Annotated in this window: 10 protein-coding genes; 6 read left to right on the forward strand and 4 right to left on the reverse strand. The window is 68.7% G+C overall.

The window, feature by feature from the left end:
• The first annotated feature begins 1 nt into the window (after window position 1).
• Window positions 2-1,573: a diguanylate cyclase gene (locus EV647_RS13205; RefSeq protein ID WP_238177185.1), complete on the forward strand. Its 1,572-nt coding sequence runs from the start codon at window positions 2-4 to the stop codon at window positions 1,571-1,573.
• On the opposite strand, the gene EV647_RS13210 is transcribed toward EV647_RS13205, so the two are convergent.
• Window positions 1,567-3,009, reverse strand: coding sequence for a methyltransferase (locus EV647_RS13210; protein ID WP_166680307.1), 1,443 nt, complete (start codon window positions 3,007-3,009; stop codon window positions 1,567-1,569). The genes EV647_RS13205 and EV647_RS13210 overlap by 7 nt on opposite strands.
• A gap of 88 nt (window positions 3,010-3,097) precedes the next feature.
• Window positions 3,098-6,733, reverse strand: coding sequence for an NPCBM/NEW2 domain-containing protein (locus EV647_RS13215; RefSeq protein ID WP_134002550.1), 3,636 nt, complete (start codon window positions 6,731-6,733; stop codon window positions 3,098-3,100).
• Between the two features lie 156 nt (window positions 6,734-6,889).
• On the opposite strand from EV647_RS13215, the gene EV647_RS13220 reads away from it, so the two are divergent.
• Window positions 6,890-8,257, forward strand: a complete 1,368-nt coding sequence (locus EV647_RS13220) for a lipase (RefSeq protein WP_134002552.1) — start codon at window positions 6,890-6,892, stop codon at window positions 8,255-8,257.
• A gap of 242 nt (window positions 8,258-8,499) precedes the next feature.
• Window positions 8,500-11,259: a type I DNA topoisomerase gene (gene topA / locus EV647_RS13225; RefSeq protein WP_255517903.1), complete on the forward strand. Its 2,760-nt coding sequence runs from the start codon at window positions 8,500-8,502 to the stop codon at window positions 11,257-11,259.
• A 6-nt stretch (window positions 11,260-11,265) separates the two neighbouring features.
• On the opposite strand, the gene EV647_RS13230 is transcribed toward topA, so the two are convergent.
• A complete protein-coding gene (locus tag EV647_RS13230) occupies window positions 11,266-11,679 on the reverse strand; it encodes a hypothetical protein (protein WP_134002554.1) in 414 nt (137 codons plus the stop codon).
• A 104-nt stretch (window positions 11,680-11,783) separates the two neighbouring features.
• Here EV647_RS13230 and EV647_RS13235 point away from each other — a divergent pair, with 104 nt between their 5' ends.
• The 3 genes from EV647_RS13235 (at window position 11,784) to EV647_RS13245 (ending at window position 16,994) form a co-directional block, all read left to right on the forward strand.
• Window positions 11,784-12,221: a Fur family transcriptional regulator gene (locus EV647_RS13235; RefSeq protein ID WP_134002556.1), complete on the forward strand. Its 438-nt coding sequence runs from the start codon at window positions 11,784-11,786 to the stop codon at window positions 12,219-12,221.
• A gap of 127 nt (window positions 12,222-12,348) precedes the next feature.
• The gene (locus EV647_RS13240; protein WP_134002558.1) at window positions 12,349-14,127 is read left to right on the forward strand and encodes a sialidase family protein; all 1,779 of its coding nucleotides are present in this window, start codon (window positions 12,349-12,351) and stop codon (window positions 14,125-14,127) included.
• Window positions 14,128-14,225: 98 nt separating this feature from the next.
• Complete coding sequence (locus EV647_RS13245; RefSeq protein WP_238177186.1) at window positions 14,226-16,994, forward strand: glycoside hydrolase family 2 TIM barrel-domain containing protein; 2,769 nt, start codon at window positions 14,226-14,228, stop codon at window positions 16,992-16,994.
• A gap of 99 nt (window positions 16,995-17,093) precedes the next feature.
• Here the strand turns inward: EV647_RS13245 and EV647_RS13250 are convergent, their stop codons facing one another.
• On the reverse strand, window positions 17,094-18,506 hold the full coding sequence (locus tag EV647_RS13250) for a PLP-dependent aminotransferase family protein (protein ID WP_134002562.1): 1,413 nt from the start codon (window positions 18,504-18,506) through the stop codon (window positions 17,094-17,096).
• Window positions 18,507-18,563 lie beyond the last annotated feature (57 nt).

Below are 18,563 nucleotides of genomic sequence, written 5' to 3' on the forward strand. Positions count from 1 at the left end.
TGTGGTGCGGGAGACGTCCGGGGTGACGACGCGGATCGCGGCGGCGATGACGCGGGCACAGTCGGGCAATCCGGCCGAGGCGGCGCTCGAGCTGAACGCGTTGCTCGCCGAGCTGGGCCCGGAGCCCACCCACGAGCGGGCCGCCGCGGAGTACGTGCGAGCCGTCGCGGCGCATCACGCCACCGACTCGGTCGAGGCGCTGGACGCAGTCGACAGTTGCATCCGGGTGGCCCGCGCGATCGACGAGCCGGGCTGGGAGGCGAACGCGATCGCGCTCCGGATCGTCACGCTGATCCGGACCGGCGAGGGCGGTGACTCGGTCGCCGATCTGGTCGCCGCGGAGAACGCGCTGTCCCGGACCCGCGACCTCGGCCTGGCAGGCTGGGCGCACACCGGCCTCGGCTACGCGTACGACCTGCTTCGGCTGTACGAGCTGTGCATCCCGCACTTCGAGCTCGCCGCCGAGGGCGACCACGACCCGCTCGGCCTGCCCGAGGCGCCGGCGATCAACCGGCTGAACCTCGCGGAGTCGAACCTGCGCTGGGCCCACGAGCTCGAGCGGCTCGGCGACACGTCGTACGACGAGGAGATCAAGGAACGTCGGCGCGCCGCACACCGCTGGGCCGGCGAGGCGGTCGAGGTGATCCTCGCCGCCGACCTGCTCGGGTACTGGCCGATGGCCGGGCGGATGTGGCTCGCGGCGAGCAACGACAGCGCGGACGCGGGCGAGGCGGCCGTGATCCTGAAGGACTGCCGCGACCAGCTGGCCAAGCTCGGTGATCTCGAGCTGGCTGCGATCGCGGGCGCGTACCTGGCCAAGGCGTACCTGGAGTGCGACCGGATCGGTGAGGCGATGGACGCCGCGGACCGGGCGGCGAGTGACCTGCCGCCGACGTCCGATCCGCCCGTGGAGGCGTTGGTCCGGCACACCGCCGTACAGATCAGTGCGGAGTCCGGGGACACTGGTGCGTCCTCCGGGCTGCAGTACGCGCGGGCGATCAGCCGGGGCTGGTGGGCGGAGCGGTTGCGTGGGTTGTACGCCGTACGGAGCGCACTGGCCAACCACGAGCTCTCGATCCGCCACGATGCCGAGTGGCGCGCTGCGCGTGAGGATCCGCTGACCGGCGTGGGGAATCGGCGTGCGCTCGACGAGCGGATGTCGGTGGCGCAGGACTCCGGCCGCTCGATCGCGGTGATCGCGATCGACGTGGACAACCTGAAGGTCATCAACGACAGCTACGGGCACGCCAGCGGCGACGAGGTGCTGCGGCGGGTCGGGACACTGCTGACCGAGCAGTGCCGCGCGGAGGACGTCGTCGCGCGCGCGGGCGGGGACGAGTTCGTCGTCGTACTCGACAACCCGGACGAGCGTGGTGCGCCTGAGCTGGTCGAGCGGATCAAGTCCGCGGCGGATCGTGAGGCGGAGCGGGCGGAGGAGCCCTGGTTCGCGCTGCTGCGATTGAGTGTCGGGCAGGCAAGCAGCACGGACGGTACGGCGGTTGCGGAGCTGCTGAAGGAGGCGGATCGGCGCATGTACGCCGAGAAGCGCCGACGCCGGCGCGCCGCTCAGTAGGTTAGGAAGCCTTCTATTACGAGGTTTCTGATCTGTGGGAGGTAGTCGGCGAGTACGTCGACCACTGGGCGGTCCATGAGGTCCGCCAGCGCTGCGAGGATCTGTCCGGTGCTCAGGTCGCCGTCGCAGGCGCCGACGAAGCCGGCCATCACGGTGTCGACCTGCTCGGCCCTCCGCATGCCGCGCTGCCGTCGGAGCACGATCGTGGCCGGGTCCTCGGCTCCTGGCTGCCCGGTGGTCTCCTGGATGACGTCGTCGGCTACGTGCAGGTGCAGAGCGGTGAGGTCGGCCGGGAGGCCTTCGAGGCGTTCGAAGCGGTGGAGGACGTGCGGGCCGATCGGGCGCTCGATCTCGTACGGCCAGGCCTCCGCGGCCAGGGATCCTTCGACGTTGTGCAGCGTGATCCAGCCCATGCCGATCGCCTCGACGTTGTGCTCTTCGAGGTAGCGCATCCATTCGTCGTACCTGGTGGTGTACTGCGGTGTGCCGTGCAGACCGGCGTCGCGGAGCCAGAGCTCGACGTACTCGGACGGGTCGAGTTGCTCGCGCTGGACCGCCCAGGCCGAGCGGTCGCCCGTCCAGGCGGCGATGCGGTCCTGCCAGTCCTCGCCGCGGACACAGGTCCAGTTGGCGAGCAGTTGGCACCATCCGCCGTCGGTCAGGTGGTCCGGTGCCTGGCGGACGAGCTGCTCGACCACGGCGTCGCCGGTGAACTCGGTCTCGCGGTAGGTGAGATCGCCGCCGGGCGGGGAGATCACGTACGGCGGGTTGCTGACGATCAGGTCGAAACGCTCGCCCCGGACGGGCTCGTACAGACTGCCGTTGCGGAGATCGAGGTCGATGTGGTTGAGCGCGGCCGTCGCTCTGGCGAGTTGAAGGGCGCGCGGGTTGACGTCGGTTGCTGTGAGCTGGTTGACGTGGTCCGCGAGATGCAGCGACTGAATACCACATCCGGTGCCGATGTCGAGCGCCCGATCAGCCTTGATCGGGACGGTCAGGTGGATGAGGCTGAGGCTGGCCGGCGCGATGCCGAGCACATAGTCCGACCGCATCGCCTCCCGCCGCCCGTCGAGCCCCGGCGTGAGGTCCGCCACCACCCACCAGTCCCGCCCATCCTCCGCAAACGGCCTGATGTCCAGCACCGCCCGCACCTCGTCCCCACCACGCTCTGCGATGCCTAGGGCAATCAGATCGATCCCCGGAAACGCCTGCTCTACAAGGCTTTCCGGAACCGCCCGCTGGAGCAGGAACAGACGGATCATCGTGTCGAGCGCATCACCCGACGCCGTACGACGCGCTGCCGCCGCAGTCTCGTTCCGCGCCAACGCCCCGTTCGCCTGTACGCCGAGCCGCTCCGCAACCCCTTCCACGGTGTACCCCGCCCCGGCGAACGCCGTACGCAGCCGCTGCACCACCTGCCCCGTCAGTTCCCGCATGCCCATATCCTCGCACTCCGCGACTTGCCTACTGAGGTGGAGGGTTGCCCCCTGAGATTTCCGGCGGGCAACCCTCCAGCTGTGGGGGCTAGGGGTTGCAGGTGAGTTTGGCGTCGGCCCAGTCGGCGTGGTCGCTGGTGACGCCGTCGCCGCCGTCCGTTACTTGGAGCGTGAGGGTTTGGGCGCCGGTGACGTCGACCGTGGTGGTGGCGGTCGGTGAGGTGCCGGTCAGTTGGTCCGACGTGTAGCGGGCGGTGCCGTCGGTCAGGATCTTGAAGGTGACCTTGCCGCGGTCCTCCATTTCGTCGTCGATGCCCAGTTTGGTGGTGAAGCTCGTGCAGTTGCCGCCGAGGCGGACGCTCACCGACGAGGGGGCGTGAGCGCCCAGGCCCTTCGCGTACTGGACGCCGTCGAGCGTGATCGGGCCGCCGTCGCCGGCCGCGTCCTCGCCGTTGCTGTGGTCGCGCTCGACCGGGCCCCAACCGTTGGTGGAATCAAGGAACTCGAGGTCGCTGACCCAGTTCTCCCCGGTCGGTGCCGGCGGCAACGGCTTGTCGGCGATCGTGGCCGCGAAGAAGCCCAGCCCGCCGCCTGGCAGCTTGATCGCCTTCACGGTCTTCCCGGGATCGAGAGGTACGGCGGTGTAGAACACCCGGTAGTCCGTCGTCGTGTTGCTCAACCCGGCCGCCGTGTACCGCCCCTTGACCGACACGGCCAGCTTGGCGCCACCCGTCGTCGGATCCTGACAGCACCAGTTCGGCAACTGGAACGTGCCCTCGGACGTCGACCCGTCGGTGTAGATCACCGTCACCGTCCCGCGGGCGTTCAGGCTCGCGCCGGCGCCTAGCAGTGCTAGATGCGAGCCGGTCCCCGACACGAGGATCGGAGCCGACTGGTTCTTCACGAGGTTCGGCGTACCGGGCGCGCCGCTCGGCCAGGTGAAGTCGGCGCCCTGCACGTTCACGGTCGCGCCGGGTGTGTACCCGGCCGCCGCCAGTGCCTCGCCGTTGAAGCTGTTGCCCGACCCGTCGAAGTTCCCTTGCTTGTACGTCGACGCGTCGCTCACCCCGACCACGTTCGCGGCCTGCGACACCGAGGCGTACGGCAACTGCGCCGTACCTGTCGAGGTGTTCGTATAACTATTGCCTTGAGCAACATACGACGCCTTCAACGTCAACGTGAAGCTCGCGGGTTTCACGTTCGCGCCGGGCGTCACCTGCAGCTTGGTCGTCACGGTTCGACCGGGATCCACCGACGCGAAGGTGTTCGCGCCGCTGACGCTCCACCCGGCCGGAACCTGGACGTCGAGCCGTACGTCGCGCACCGTCGTCGCGGCGCCGTTGCGGAAGGACGCGGTCACCTCGGTCGCCTGACCCGGAGCGTTCCACAGTGACGGCGTGGTGAGCTCAGGCGTTCCGAAGGTGTTGGTGACATCAGGCCCGCCCACAGCGGACGTTCCCGACAGCACCACGACAGCGGTGCGGGAGGTCGGGATCGATACCGTCTGCACGCGGACGATGCCATTGGCATAGGTGAAGGCGGCCAGGCGCCCGTCGATCGTGACGTTGCGCGGGGCGGAGCCGGTGTGGACGGTGAGCTCGTACGGGCGGGTGGCCGGCTTGCCGTCGTACGACCCGATGCCGGCGCCGATCTTCACGGTCACGTCGCCGCGGCCTTGCGTCGGTGCGTCGACCGCGAACGTCTGCGTCGCGGACTTCCCGGACCGGGTCACGCGATCGTCCTCGTACATCGAGAACGACGACTTCCCGGACGGGTAGATGTCGAGGCTCACCCGGTCGCCGAAACCCTGCTCGGCGGCGGTGTTGATCCCGGGCTTCCACATCGGCACCACCGCGCCCGCCTTCACGAACAGCGGCAATGTGTCGAGTGCGGCGTGGTACCCGTTCACAGTCGTCGGGCCTTGGTACACACGGCCCGTCCAGTAGTCGATCCACCGGCCCGCGGGCAGGTAGATCCCGTTCTTCACCTCGTCCGCGCCGTACATCGGCGCGACCAGGAACTCCTTCCCGGCCAGGAACTCGTACTTCGTCGTGTCGTCCCACGTCTTCGGGTCGGTCGGGTACTCCAGCACCAGCGACCGGTTCAGCGGAGCGCCGGTCCGGTGGGCCTCGGCGGCGTACGTGTAGAAGTACGGCAGCAACCGCTCCCGCAGTTTCAGGTACTTGCGGTTGATCGAGGTGTACGGATCGCCGTACGCCCAGGGCTGCTTGTACGCCGGGGTCGACCAGCCGGACATCGTCATGAACGCCGGGTTGAACACCTTCCACTGCATGTCCCGCACGTACGACGTCGCGGAGCCACCGAAGATCCCGTCCACATCGCCCGCGCTGTACGCGATGCCGGAGTTGCCGGACCCGGTGATCGCCGGGATCTGCCACTTGATGGCGTCGAGCGAACCGCTGTGGTCGCCGGTCCACTGCACCGCGCACCGCTGCGCGCCGGCCCAACCCTCGACCATCCACGCGAAGCCGCGGGCGTTGCTGTACTGCTCGATCCCGTCGTGCGCGGTGTCGCAGGCAGTCAGTGCGTACCGGTACCCCGGACCGACCCACGCGACGTCGAGCTTCCGGACGCGGACACCGGCTTCGCCGACCTCGGCCGGCTGCCGGTCCAGGTTCGACTGCGTCCACAGACCCATCTGGATGTTGCGCGCCCGCAGGTCGTCACCGGCCTGCTTCAGCGCCGGGATGTCCCGCTTGCCCCACCAGGTGCCGTCGACCTGCTCGGACTCGGTGTTGGCGGAGTACCCGCAGCCGTAGTCGTCGTTGACGAGCATCCAGCCGCCCGGCATGTCCTCGTCCTTGAAGCGCTGCGCGACCTTGACCGCGTCCAGCGTCGTCACCTTGTCCGGGTTGACCTTCCAGTCGTTGCTGGGATCCGGATCCGTCCCGTAGTGCCCGCGGTTGTAGCAGTCCGAATCGCCGTACTCGAGTCCGTAGATCGGCGGCATGAACGGCCGGCCGGTGAGCTCGGTGTAGCGGTCGAGCGAGGTCTTCAGGTCGCCGATGAAGTAGTACGCGTCGAACCGCTTCTCGTCGTGCGTAGTGACAACGGGACTAGTGAAGTTGTAACTACCCGGGCTGAACGTGTTGCGGAGTACGCCGTACCCCGCGGTGCTCATGTAGTACGGCGAGGCGTTCGGGTTGCCGCCGTCCTCCCAGTTGAAGTCCCGCGAGATCTTGATCGTCTGGTCGCGGTGCGAGAAGCGGCCGTTCTGCATGCCGCCGCCGAAGAACTGCTCGTTCGCGCCGCGGCCGAGGGTCTGCGTGGTGGACGTGTCGGTCCAGGACAGTGGTGTCGCCTCGGCCCACACGAGTTGGCCGTTCGAGCGGTACACCGAGAACGTCAGCGGCTGCTTCTGCGCGCGGACCTCGATCTTTCCGGTGCTCAGCGAGTAGTAGGCGCCGCGGTCCCGCCAGGTCGTCGGCGGCGTCCCGTAGTCGGTCTTGGTGACGATCTTCGAGCCTTCGCCGGTGTTGGCGGGATCGGTGAAGTTCCCGTCCGGCGCCATCCAGAGCCGGAACACGTCGTCCTTGAGGAACACGACCCGGACCTTCGCGGCCCCGGCGCTGAGGGTGTACGTCGCCTGGTCGGCGGAGAACCCGCTGACGTCACCGAGCGTGATGCCGGCGGCCTGCGCGGAGCCAGCGGTGTGCACCAGCGCGCCGGCTAGCAACGCTAGTGCGACTACTGAACGTTTCATGCGGACAAAGATGCTCACGACTGCCTCACTTCACGCATCAATGAACAAGGTGCGGACATTGAAGCTCACCGGCGACCGGTTGTCATCAGGTCAGCTTCATCAAGTTGAAACGGTGTCGCTATCACGGAGTGAAACTCCGCGATGACGATGAGTCGCATGACGAACAGGCGTCCCACCAGCCCCAGCGGCCACGTCTTCACCAGGCGTCACGTCCTGTCGGCCGGTGTGCTGGCCGGTCTGGCGGCGGGTGTCGCGGCGGCGACGCCGGGTCTGGCCAAGGCCTCGCCGTTCGACCCGGACGCCGCGGACGGCCCCGCGCTGGACCGCGTCCGCACGCAGGGTGATCCGGACTTCCACCCGGTGCGGTTCCGGCTGCCCGAGCCGACCGGGCGCAAAGCGCTCGGGACGACGGCGATCCACCTGATCGATCGGTCCCGGCCGGATCCGAGTATGCCGAGCGGGCAGCGGGAGCTGATGATCAGCCTCTGGTACCCGGCGGGCATGTTCGGCCGAGCACCGTTCGCGAAGTACATGCCGCCGCGGACCGCGGTCGAGGTGGACGACCTGTGGACGGGTGACTACGGGCTCGCCCTGCCGAGCGGTTCGTTCGACTTCGCGAACACCGAGACACATGCGCGCGTCGACGTACCGATGCAGCGGCTGCGGCATCCCGTCGTACTGTTCTCTCCCGGCTACCGGTACAGCCGGTTCGTGAACACCGCGCAGGTGGAGGATCTGGCCGGGCGCGGGTACGTCGTGGTGACTATGGACCACTCGCACGAGACGCCGGTGGAGTTCCCCGGCGGGCGCTTCCTGCCCGGTGCGCCGACCGCGGAGCCGGCCGATCCGGCGGAGATCCGGAAGGCGGTCGAGACCCGGACCGCGGACGCGCGGTTCGTGCTGGACGCGTTGGAGCGGCTCGCCCGCGGCGAGAACATCGATGCCGAGGGCAAGGATCTCCCGGACGGGCTGGCGGAGGGGCTGGAGCTGCGCAAGGTCGGCATGTTCGGGTTCGCGCTCGGCGGTTACACGGCCGCGAACACGATGCTCGAGGACGAGCGGGTGCTGGCCGGGCTCGACCTGGACGGCACGCTGCAGGACGACCGGCTGAAGGGCCCGCTCGGTGAGGTCGCGGAGAAGGGGCTGGACCGGCCGTTCCTGCTGTTCGGCTCGGCCGAGACGCAGCGGACCGATCCGGGCAAGGAGTACTACGACAGATCGTGGGCGAGTTTCTGGGAGGCGCAGCGCGGCGGGAAGCTGAACCTGACGCTGGCGAGCACGAAGCAGCGGGCGTTCACCGACTACCAGTTCATCTTCTCCCAGCTGTTCCATGAGATCTACGGCGAGGACCCGATCATCACGTCGGTGATGAAGGCGCTGGTGGGCAGCGCCAAGCCGGCGCGGAGCGTGCTCGCCCAGCGCGAGTACGTCGCCGCTTTCTTCGACCAGACACTGCGCCGCCGCCCGTCTCTTCTGCTCCGCGGAGACTCCTCCAAGTTCCCCGAGGTCCGCTTCACCCGCTGAGACGGCGTACGCTCGTTAGGCGCCCAAGGGCAGTCTGTGGCAGTCTCGCGACGCGCGGTGACGGTGGGTTGTTCGCCACTTTCTGGAACCCTGAGGGGCATAAAGGGGGCCGCAGCGGTTACCGTGCGTTGAGAAATGCGTTGCCGTCGGCCGTACCCTGTCCTCGGGCAGGGTCGGTCTGTGCCCGGGGGAACAGACGACGGAGTAGGGGCGTTGTCGGCAGGACGAGAGTAGGGAGCGCAGTGGCAGGGGCAGCAGGGACGAAGACAGCCGCAGGGACCCGTCTGGTGATCGTCGAGTCGCCGAAGAAGGCGCGGATGATCGCCGGTTTCTTGGGGTCCGGGTACGTGGTGGAGTCCAGCTTCGGCCACATCCGCGACCTGCCGAGCGGGGCGGACGAGATCCCCGCCAAGTACAAGGGCCTCCCGTGGGCCCGGCTCGGCGTGAACGTCGAGGACCACTTCGACCCGCTGTACGTCGTGCCCGCCGACAAGAAGGCCCAGATCCGTAAACTCAAGGACCTGCTCAAAGGCGCTGACGAGCTTTTCCTGGCGACAGATGAGGACCGCGAGGGCGAGGCGATCGCCTGGCACCTGCTGGAGGAGCTGAAGCCGACCGTCCCGGTCAAGCGGATGGTCTTCCACGAGATCACCCCGAAGGCGATCCAGGACGCGGTCGGCAACGCCCGCGACATCGACGAGGACCTGGTCGACGCGCAGGAGGCCCGCCGGATCCTCGACCGGCTGTACGGCTACGAGGTCTCGCCGGTGCTCTGGAAGAAGGTCATGCCGAAGCTGTCGGCGGGCCGGGTGCAGTCGGTTGCGATCCGGATGGTGGTGGACCGCGAGCGCGAGCGGATCGCCTTCCGGAGTGCGTCGTACTGGGACCTCGATGCCACGCTGGACGCCGGTGAGAGCCGGACGCCGCGGCAGTTCCCCTCCCGCCTGGTCTCGGTGGACAGCAAGCGGGTGGCGCAGGGCCGCGACTTCAGCTCGACCGGTGAGCTCAAGGGCGCGAACACGGTTCATCTGAACGAGCAGACCGCGACCGCACTGGCGGCCGCGCTGCGTGACTCGCAGTTCACCGTCCGGTCGATCGAGTCCAAGCCGTACACCCGCAAGCCGTACGCGCCGTTCCGGACCACCACGCTGCAGCAGGAGGCCGGCCGCAAGCTCGGCATGTCCGCGTCGCAAACCATGCAGGTCGCCCAGCGGCTGTACGAGAACGGCAACATCACCTATATGCGTACCGACAGTGTCACGCTGTCGGACACCGCGATCACCGCGGCCCGGGCCCAGGTCCGGGAGCTGTACGGCGCGTCGTACCTGCCGGACAAGCCGCGTGTCTACACCTCCAAGGTGAAGAACGCCCAGGAGGCGCACGAGGCGATCCGGCCGGCCGGCGAGGTCTTCCAGACCCCGGCGCAGACCGGCCTGAGCGGCGCCGAGTTCCGGCTCTACGAGCTGATCTGGATGCGGACGATCGCGTCCCAGATGAAGGACGCCGCCGGGAACAGCGTGTCGATCAAGATCGACGCGACCGCCTCCAGCGGTGAGAAGTGCGAGTTCACCTCGTCCGGCCGGGTGATCACGTTCCACGGGTTCCTCAAGGCGTACGTCGAGGGGCAGGACGACCCGTCCGCCGGCAGCGACGACCAGGAGACCCGGCTGCCCAACGTCGAGGAGGGCGATGTCCTGCCCGCGATCGACGTTCTCGCCTCGGGCCATGAGACGAAGCCGCCGGCACGCTACACCGAGGCCACGCTGGTCGGTGGGCTGGAAGAGCGGGAGATCGGGCGGCCGTCGACGTACGCCTCGATCATCGGCACGATCCAGGCCCGCAAGTACATCTACAAGAAAGGCCAGGCGCTGGTTCCGGCCTGGCTGGCGTTCGCGGTCGTCCGGCTGCTCGAGGAGCACTTCACCCGGCTGGTGGACTACGCGTTCACCGCGACGATGGAGGACGTGCTCGACGAGGTCGCGGCCGGTGACCTGCAGCGTGAGGGCGTGCTGTCCCGGTTCTACTTCGGCGACGACAACCTCGAGGGCCTGAAGTCGATGGTGACCGACCTCGGCGACATCGACGCCCGGGAGATGTCGACGTTCCCGGTCGGCGGCGACGACAGCGGGATCGTCGTCCGCGTCGGACGGTACGGGCCGTACGTCGAGGACAAGGACGAGCGGCGCGCGAACGTGCCCGAGGACCTGCCGCCGGACGAGCTGACCGTCGACAAGGCGAAGGAGCTGCTGGAGCAGCCGTCGGGTGTCGAGCACGAGCTGGGTACGGCGCCCGACACCGGTCTGCGCGTGGTGGCCAAGGCGGGCCGGTTCGGGCCGTACGTGACCGAGGTCCTGCCGGAGGACGCGCCGAAGAGCGCGAAGCCGCGGACCGGGTCGCTGCTGAAGTCGATGACCCTGGAGTCGATCGGGCTCGACGACGCGATGAAGCTGCTGTCGCTGCCGCGCGTGGTCGGGAAGGACCCGGAGTCCGGTGACGAGATCACCGCGCAGAACGGGCGCTACGGGCCGTACCTGAAGAAGGGCACGGACTCGCGGTCGCTGTCGTCCGAGGAGCAGATGTTCGACATCACGCTCGAGGAGGCGCTGGCGATCTACGCCGAGCCGAAGCAGCGCGGCCGGCGGGCCGCCGCGCCGCCGCTGAAGGAGCTGGGCGAGGACCCCGAGTCCAAGAAGCCCGTCGTGGTGAAGGAGGGTCGCTTCGGTCCCTATGTCACCGACGGGGAGACGAACGCGACGCTCCGCAAGGACGACTCGGTCGAGACCATCTCGCTGCTGCGTGCGGCCGAGCTGCTGGCGGAGAAGCGCGCCCGCGGTCCGGTGAAGAAGACGGCGAAGAAGGCCGCCAAGAAGACCGCGGCCAAGAAGACGGCCGCCAAGAAGACGGCTGCGGCCAAGAAGACGACTGCTGCGAAGAAGACGGCGGCGAAGAAGACGGCCGCCAAGAAGACGGCCGCCAAGAAGACGGCTGCGAAGAAGAGCTGACCGGCCTCAGCCGCCGACGCTGCTGAAGCCGCGGATGATGAAGTAGAGCACGAACGCGAAGAACGCGATGAAGAGGATCGCGACCGGCACCGCCACCCACAGCGGCGGCCGCCGGGCGCGGAGCGAGGCGCCGGTGGTCTGACTGACCACCTCCTTCGCGACGACGCGGCCGTTGCGCCACTTCCCGGCGACGGTCACCTCTTCGCCGTCGGCGACCTGACCCTCCAGCGACAGCCCGCGCAGCTCGACCAGCACGGGCTGCAACTGCTTGCCGACGGCGTCGTGCTGCTCGAGCTGGAAGGTCAGCACCTGGACGGAGCCGTTCTCACCGCGCAGTTCGGAGCGGAACTGCACGTTCCGCACCACACCGCTCAGTTCGGCGGCGCCGCGGCGTACGACGGCGTTCGACTGATCACTCATCGCAGTTCCCCAAGGTGTGAGACGTCGTACGCGGAAAGTACATTGGTCTGGGTGCTCACCGGGGGACGGCTCGGTAGCTGAAGCCCGATTGCAAAGGAGCGCCTGTGACGAGTGCGGTGGAAGTCAGCGCGCAGCGGTTGCGGGAGCGTGGGGAGCGAGTCACTCCGGCGCGGCTCGCGGTGGTGGAGGTGCTGGCCGGCACCGAGGAGCACCTGAGCGCCGAGCAGATCGGTGAACGGGCCGAGCAACTCCGTCCGGGGATCCACCGCGCCACCGTCTACCGGGCGCTCGACGCGCTGGGTGAGTTCGGTCTCGTCACGCATGTGCATCTGGGCCGGGCGGGTACGACGTACCACTTGGCCGGGGACCTCGCGCCGCGGCACCTGCACCTGCGCTGCTCCGAGTGCGGCACCGTGTACGACGCGCCCGGCGACGTCCTGGAGTCCGCCCGGAAGAAGCTCGCCCGCGAACTCGGCTTCCATCTCGCCCCCGAGCAGGTGGCCCTGGTTGGAGTCTGCAAGAACTGCGCCGAGAGCACCTGACCCAAGCTCTGGGCGCAGGGGCCGAGCGGGCTTACGCTGACGCCGGACACGTTTGTCACGGCCCAGGCCATTCCCGTGGTGAACCCTCCGCTTGCCCGGACCTGGGCCGCGCGGAGAGGAGTCCCCCGTGCGTTCCCTGCGACGATGTCTGATCCTGGCCGCTGCCCTCGCGCTCAGTGCGATCGGAGTTCAAGCCGCACAGTCCCAGACGGTGACCGACGCTCTCGTCAGCGTTGCCAGCCCCACCAACCTCCACCCCCGGAACTCGTCCAACGAGCCGTCCCTGGCGGTCAGCGCCATCCGGACGAATGTGCTCGCCGCGGGTTCCAACGACCTGGTCGACATGCAGCCCTGCTCGCGGTTGGCCGCCACGGAGCACGCCGCCTGCTCGTTCCCGCTGGGTACCTTCAACCTTGGCGTCGGCTTGTCCGCGGTGCACTTCTCCTTCGACCGCGGTCACACCTGGATCCAGCCGACCTACTCGGGCCTGACAGCAGCCGACTGCAGCCCGACCGTCGAGCCGTGCGTCCCGCACGTCGGCCCGATCCACACCGTGCCCAACTACTACGAGAACGGCCTGCGCTCGCGCAGTGACACCGGCGTCGCCTTCGGGCCTGCGCCCGGACCGAACGGGTTCTCCTGGGCCAATGGCGACCGGCTGTACTTCTCCAGTCTGGCCACGAACCTCACCGACACTGTGATCCGGAACGGGACCGGCCAGAACAGCAATTTCGCGGTGACCGTGTCGAGCATCGACAACGTGACGCCGGCCCGGATCGCCAACCAGGCGAACTGGTCGAGGCCCTACTTCGCCGCACCGCACGCGGCGTTCAGTGCTGGCCTGGACAAGGAGCAGATCTGGGCGGACAACGCCGAGTCCAGCCCGTTCTTCGGCAATGCCTACGTCTGCTACTCGGACTTCCACAGCTTCAGCCAGGGCAACGCCTTCCCGCTGAAACCGATGGTGTCCACGTCCCGTGACGGCGGCGTCACCTGGAAGCAGCACCAGGTCGCGCCGGCCATCGCCAACGCCAGGCAAGGCGCGTACGACGGCTGCACCGTGCGGACCGACAGCCACGGTGTCGTCTACGTGTTCTTCACGCACTTCGGCGGGACGAGCCTGGCCGGCTTCCACACGGTGATCAAGTCACTGGACGGCGGTCAGACCTGGCGGAAGCCACAGGATGTCGTGGCGATCACGGATCCCTGCTTCCACAATGACCCGGTGACCGGGCGGTGCGTCATCGACGGTGTCGCGGGGGCCCGGACCGACCTCTCCGCGATGCCGAGCGTCGACATCGCGAACGGGGCGCCGACCGGTGTGGACGCGACCAACGAGATCGTGGACGCCTGGGTCGACGGGCGGGACGGCCCTGACCACGAGCGGGCGTTCTTCGCGTACTCGATCAACGGGGCGGCCTCGTTCAGTACGCCGACACCGATCTCGCCGCCAGGAGACATCACGGCGTACGCCGCGCCGGCCATCAGCCCGAACGGCAATCGCGTCTACGTGGTGTCGCAGGCGTTCACGTCGCCGTTCCAGGCGACGACAACCAACCCACGGCCAGAGCATGGAGTGCTTCAGACCGCCGCTATCGGGGCAGGTGGTGCCCCGGGCGCCTGGACGACGGAGTACTCCGGACCGCTCGGTGACGCGCGTGGTTCGTCACAGGGCCGGATCCTGTACAACGAGTTCCTTGGTGACTACGTCTATGCCATCGCGACGCGCGCCTACGGCGCCGGAGTATGGACGGACGTCCGCCGCACCGCCGACTGCCCGGCCTTCGACGCCTGGCGTCAGGCGTCCGCGAATGCCGGCACGGTGGTCCTGCCGGCGCCCTGGCCGCTGGGAGACTGTCCGGCGGCCTTCGGCAACAACGACATCTTCAGCGCCACTACGGGATAGGAAGTGCACCAGCCAGCCCTGGCCAGATGAGGCCAGTGCTGTCCATATCTGTTGATCGGTGTGGAGTTGTGAACGGGATGGGCTTAGGGTCGACTCCTGTGACGGACTATGTCGAGGACTTTGCTTCGGGCTTGAACGTGCTGGCGCCGCGGGCCTGGCTGGATGACGACTCCGGGCGTGTGGCGCTCAGCGGGGACTGGAGCTTCCGGCTGTCCCCGACCGTGGCGGATGCGCCGGACGACCTGAAGGACCCGGACACCTCCGGCTGGGACACGATCGCGGTCCCGGGCCACTGGCAGCTGAGCGGGTACGGCGCGCCGGCGTACACGAACGTGGTCTACCCGTTCCCGCTCGAGCCGCCGTACGTGCCGACCGACAACCCGACCGGCGACTACGTCCGGACCGTGACGTTGCCGGCGGACTTCGAAGGCGCCCGGATCGTGCTCCGGTTCGAGGGCGTGGACTCGCGGTTCGCGGTGTACGTGAACGGCGAACGGGTCGGCTGGTCGTCCGGCTCCCGGCTGCCGTCGGAGTTCGACGTCACCTCGTTGGTTGCTCCGGGCAAGGAAGCGCGGATCGCGGTCCGTGTCCACCAGTGGTCGACCGGCAGCTACATCGAGGACCAGGACATGTGGTGGCTGTCCGGGATCTTCCGCGAGGTCAACCTGCTCGCGTTGCGCCCGGACGCGCCGACCGATGTTTTCGTCAAGGCTGCGTGGGACCACGTGGACGGCGCGGGCACGCTGCTCGTCGAGTCCGACGTACCGGGCACGGTGACCGTCCCCGAGCTCGGGCTGGAGCTGCCGACCGGCGAGCACACCCGGGTCGAGGGCGTGCAGCCGTGGAGTGCCGAGGTGCCGCGGCTGTACGACGCCGTACTGCGGACTGCCGGTGGTGACGTGCGGCTGCGGATCGGATTCCGGACCGTCGCGATCGTCGACGGGATCTTCACGGTCAACGGCAACCGGGTGCTGTTCAACGGCGTCAACCGGCACGAGTTCCACCCGGACCGGGGCCGCTCGCTGACCGAGCAGGACATGCTGGACGACGTACTGATCATGAAGCGGGCCGGGATCAACGCGGTCCGCACCAGCCACTACCCGCCGCACCCGCACTTCCTGTCGCTGTGCGACGAGTACGGGCTGTACGTGATCGACGAGTGCGACCTCGAGACGCACGGGTTCGGGTACGAGCCGCAGCCGCCGAAGCTGCCGAACCCGGTGATGGACGAGCGGTTCCGCGACGACATGGTGCTCCGGATGCGCCGGACCGTCGAGCGGGACAAGAACCACCCGTCGATCGTGATCTGGTCGCTCGGCAACGAGTGCGGGATGGGCGACAACCTCAAGGCGATGTACGACCTGGTCAAGGAGCTCGACCCGTCGCGTCCGGTGCACTACGAGCGCGACACCGAGGCCGAGTGGGTCGACATCTACTCGCGGATGTACACCTCGCCGGAGGGTTGCGCGGAGATCGGCGCGGACAGGGGCCTCTACCGGAACCTGCCGTTCATCCTCTGCGAGTACGGCCACGCGATGGGGAACGGGCCGGGCGGGCTGGTCGACTACCGCGAGGTCTTCGAGAAGTACCCGCGCTGCCAGGGCGGGTTCATCTGGGAGTTCATCGACCACGGCCTGCGGACCACGATCGACGGCCGCGAGGTCTACGCGTACGGCGGGGACTTCGGGGAGACGATCCACGACGGGAACTTCGTCTGCGACGGTCTCCTGTTCCCGGACCGGACGCCGTCGCCCGGCATGCACGAGTACATCAAGGTGATCGAGCCGCTGCGCATCGTTGCTGATGGCAACCGTGTGTCGATCACCAACCGCTACGAGGTCCTCGACACCAGCCACCTGAGCTTCGGCTACGTCGTCGAGACCGAGGGTGAGCAGGTGGACTCCGGGAGCCTGTCGGTTCCCGTGATCGCACCTGGCGAGACCGTGACGGTCGAGCTGCCGTCGGTGGATCCCTCGAAGCCCGAGACCTGGGTGACCGTGACCGCTTCTTTTACCGAGGCGACGTCGTGGGCGGAGGCCGGACACCGCATCGCGTGGGGCCAGATCCGGCTGGACGAGCCTGCTGCCGCCGAGGTTGTGGTGAACGGCTCTCCGGCCACAGGTGAGGCCGGGATCGACGGGATCACGGTTGCCGGCGTGAAGAACGCTCGGCTGGATGTCTGGCGGGCGCCGATCGACAACGACGCGATCCCCGGTGTCGCCGCGGCCTGGCGCGAGGAAGGGCTGCACCGCGTGCAGCACCGGATCGTGTCGCAGGGCGAGCGCGACGGGGCCTGGGAGGTCGTCACCCGGACAGCGCCGCCGCAGTTGCAGTGGGGCCTGCGCGCCACCTGGCGCTGGACCGCTGTCGACGACGGCGTGGTGCTGGAGCTGAACGTCGTACCGGAAGGGCTGTTCCCCGAGGTGCTGCCGCGGCTCGGCATCACGTTCGAGCTGCCGAAGGTGCGGCGGGTCGAGTGGTTCGGCACCGGCCCGAACGAGGCGTACGTCGACACCCGCGAGGCCGCCGCGGTCGGCAAGTACTCCGCCACGGTCGCCGAACTGCAGACGCCGTACGTCCGTCCGCAGGAGAACGGCCACCGCATCGACACCCGCTGGGCCACGCTCGACGGCCTGCGGATCGAGGCGGTCGACCGGCTCTTCGGCCTGACCGTCCGCGACTGGACGTCGGCCGACCTGGAGAACGCGACCCACACCGCGTTCCTCACCCCGGGCGACACCACCCACGTCACCATCGACATCGCCCAAACCGGCGTAGGCACCGCCGCCTGCGGCCCCGCCCTCCCCGACCGAGACAAACTCAAAACCGCCCCGGCTAACCTGACCCTCCGCTTCAGGAACGTGTAACGAGCGGACCTGGGCCACTCACCAACCGGCACACCCCACGCTCACCACCAACCCGGTCACGTCCCACCGACCGGGTTGGTGAGTGCGGCAGGTCCGCCCTCAGATGGCGATGGCTGGGCGGGGGTGTACTCGGTCGGTGGGTGGGTGGTATGCCGACCAGGCTTGGGTCAGGCGGTGGATGGCTTCGGTCAGGTCGGCGGGACGGGCGCGGAAGTGTAGGCGGACGTAGGCGTCGCTGGCGCCGGTGACGTCCAGGCCGGAGCCGGGGAGGATGGCCAGGCCGTGGCGGAGGGCGGTCTGGGCGAAGGACGTGCCGTCGCCGTACGGCAGGCGGGCCCAGATGCACTGGCCGCCTGTCAAAGGTGTGGTGTGCCAGGTGGGGAGGGCCCGGGTCAGAGCGGCAAGTAGGTGGTCGTGGCGGGCCTTGAGGGTTTCGTGCAGGGCTGGGCCGTCCAGGAGCGGTAACAGGTGTACGGCGGCCAGCTGGGTCGGGACGTTGCCGCCTAGGTCGTGGACTGCGCGGAGGCGGGCCAAGCGGTTGATCAAGGGCGGCGTTGCGCGGATCCAGCCGATCCGCAACCCGCCCCAGATGCTCTTGCTGAGTGAGCCGATCGAGATCACAGAGTCGCCGTACGCCGCTATCGGCGTGGGCAACGCCTCGCCAGGGAACCTGAGGTCGGCCGGCACCTCGTCCTCGATCACCGGGATCCCCGCGCCGGCCACCCGCTGACGCGCGAGTGCCGACATCACTGAGCCGGTCGGGTTCTGGTACGTCGGGATCACGTAGGCAAGCGCCGGTCGCCGCTCCCGGATCGCCGCCTCGAGGCCCTCGAGTCCCACCGGCAGACCACGCAGTACGGCGCCCTCCTCTCGGAACACCTCCAGCGCGCCCGGGTACGTCGGCGCCTCGACGAGCACCTGGTCCCCAGGCGACACCAGCGCGTGAGCCAGCAGGGACAGGGCCTGTTGACCGCCGTTCGTCACCAGAATCTGCCCCGGACCGGTTGGCACGCCGCGAGCCGAGTAGCGATCCGCCAACGCCTCGCGGAGCGCTGGGTGACCGTACGGGTAGTAGCCGATGTCGTCGGTGATGCGGGCGAGCTCTGGCGCGATCTTGGCGAACGCTTCCGCCAGTTGCGGCGGCGGATCACCTGGTGCGGCACAGATGGCCAGCAGTACGTCGTCGTCCCGGGCCTCCAGGGAGTCCAGGAAGATCGGGTCGACCGGAGCGTCCTCGACCTGGCCGTTTCGAGGTACACCGGCCACGCGTGTGCCGCTGCCCTGCTTCCGGGTGATGCGCCCTTCCGCCCGAAGCAGGTCGTAGGCGGCGACCACCGTCGTACGGCCGACCGCCAGAGCACCTGCCAGCGCGCGGTCCGGTGGAAGTAGCACGCCCGGCGGGAGTTCGCCGTCGTCGATCAGTTGCCGCAGGCGGGCCGCGAGCAGCACGTACAGCGGGCCGCGGCCGGACGACCAGCGGCCCAACCGGTCGACTACCTCGATTGGTCTCATCTGCGAACCAATTCTGCCGGATTGGCTCTCCACCGACCAGTGCGAGTCCAGAACGAT

Origin of the sequence: Kribbella sp. VKM Ac-2566, assembly GCF_004366005.1 — a bacterium.
GTDB lineage: Bacteria > Actinomycetota > Actinomycetes > Propionibacteriales > Kribbellaceae > Kribbella > Kribbella pratensis.

What these genes read in the sequence shown, in the direction of transcription:
- EV647_RS13210 (WP_166680307.1), bottom strand. Translation starts at nt 3,009, where the DNA reads ATGCGGGAACTGACGGGGCAGGTGGTGCAGCGGCTGCGTACGGCGTTC.
- EV647_RS13250 (WP_134002562.1), bottom strand. Translation starts at nt 18,506, where the DNA reads ATGAGACCAATCGAGGTAGTCGACCGGTTGGGCCGCTGGTCGTCCGGC.
- EV647_RS13230 (WP_134002554.1), bottom strand. Translation starts at nt 11,679, where the DNA reads ATGAGTGATCAGTCGAACGCCGTCGTACGCCGCGGCGCCGCCGAACTG.
- EV647_RS13220 (WP_134002552.1), top strand. Translation starts at nt 6,890, where the DNA reads ATGACGAACAGGCGTCCCACCAGCCCCAGCGGCCACGTCTTCACCAGG.
- EV647_RS13215 (WP_134002550.1), bottom strand. Translation starts at nt 6,733, where the DNA reads ATGAAACGTTCAGTAGTCGCACTAGCGTTGCTAGCCGGCGCGCTGGTG.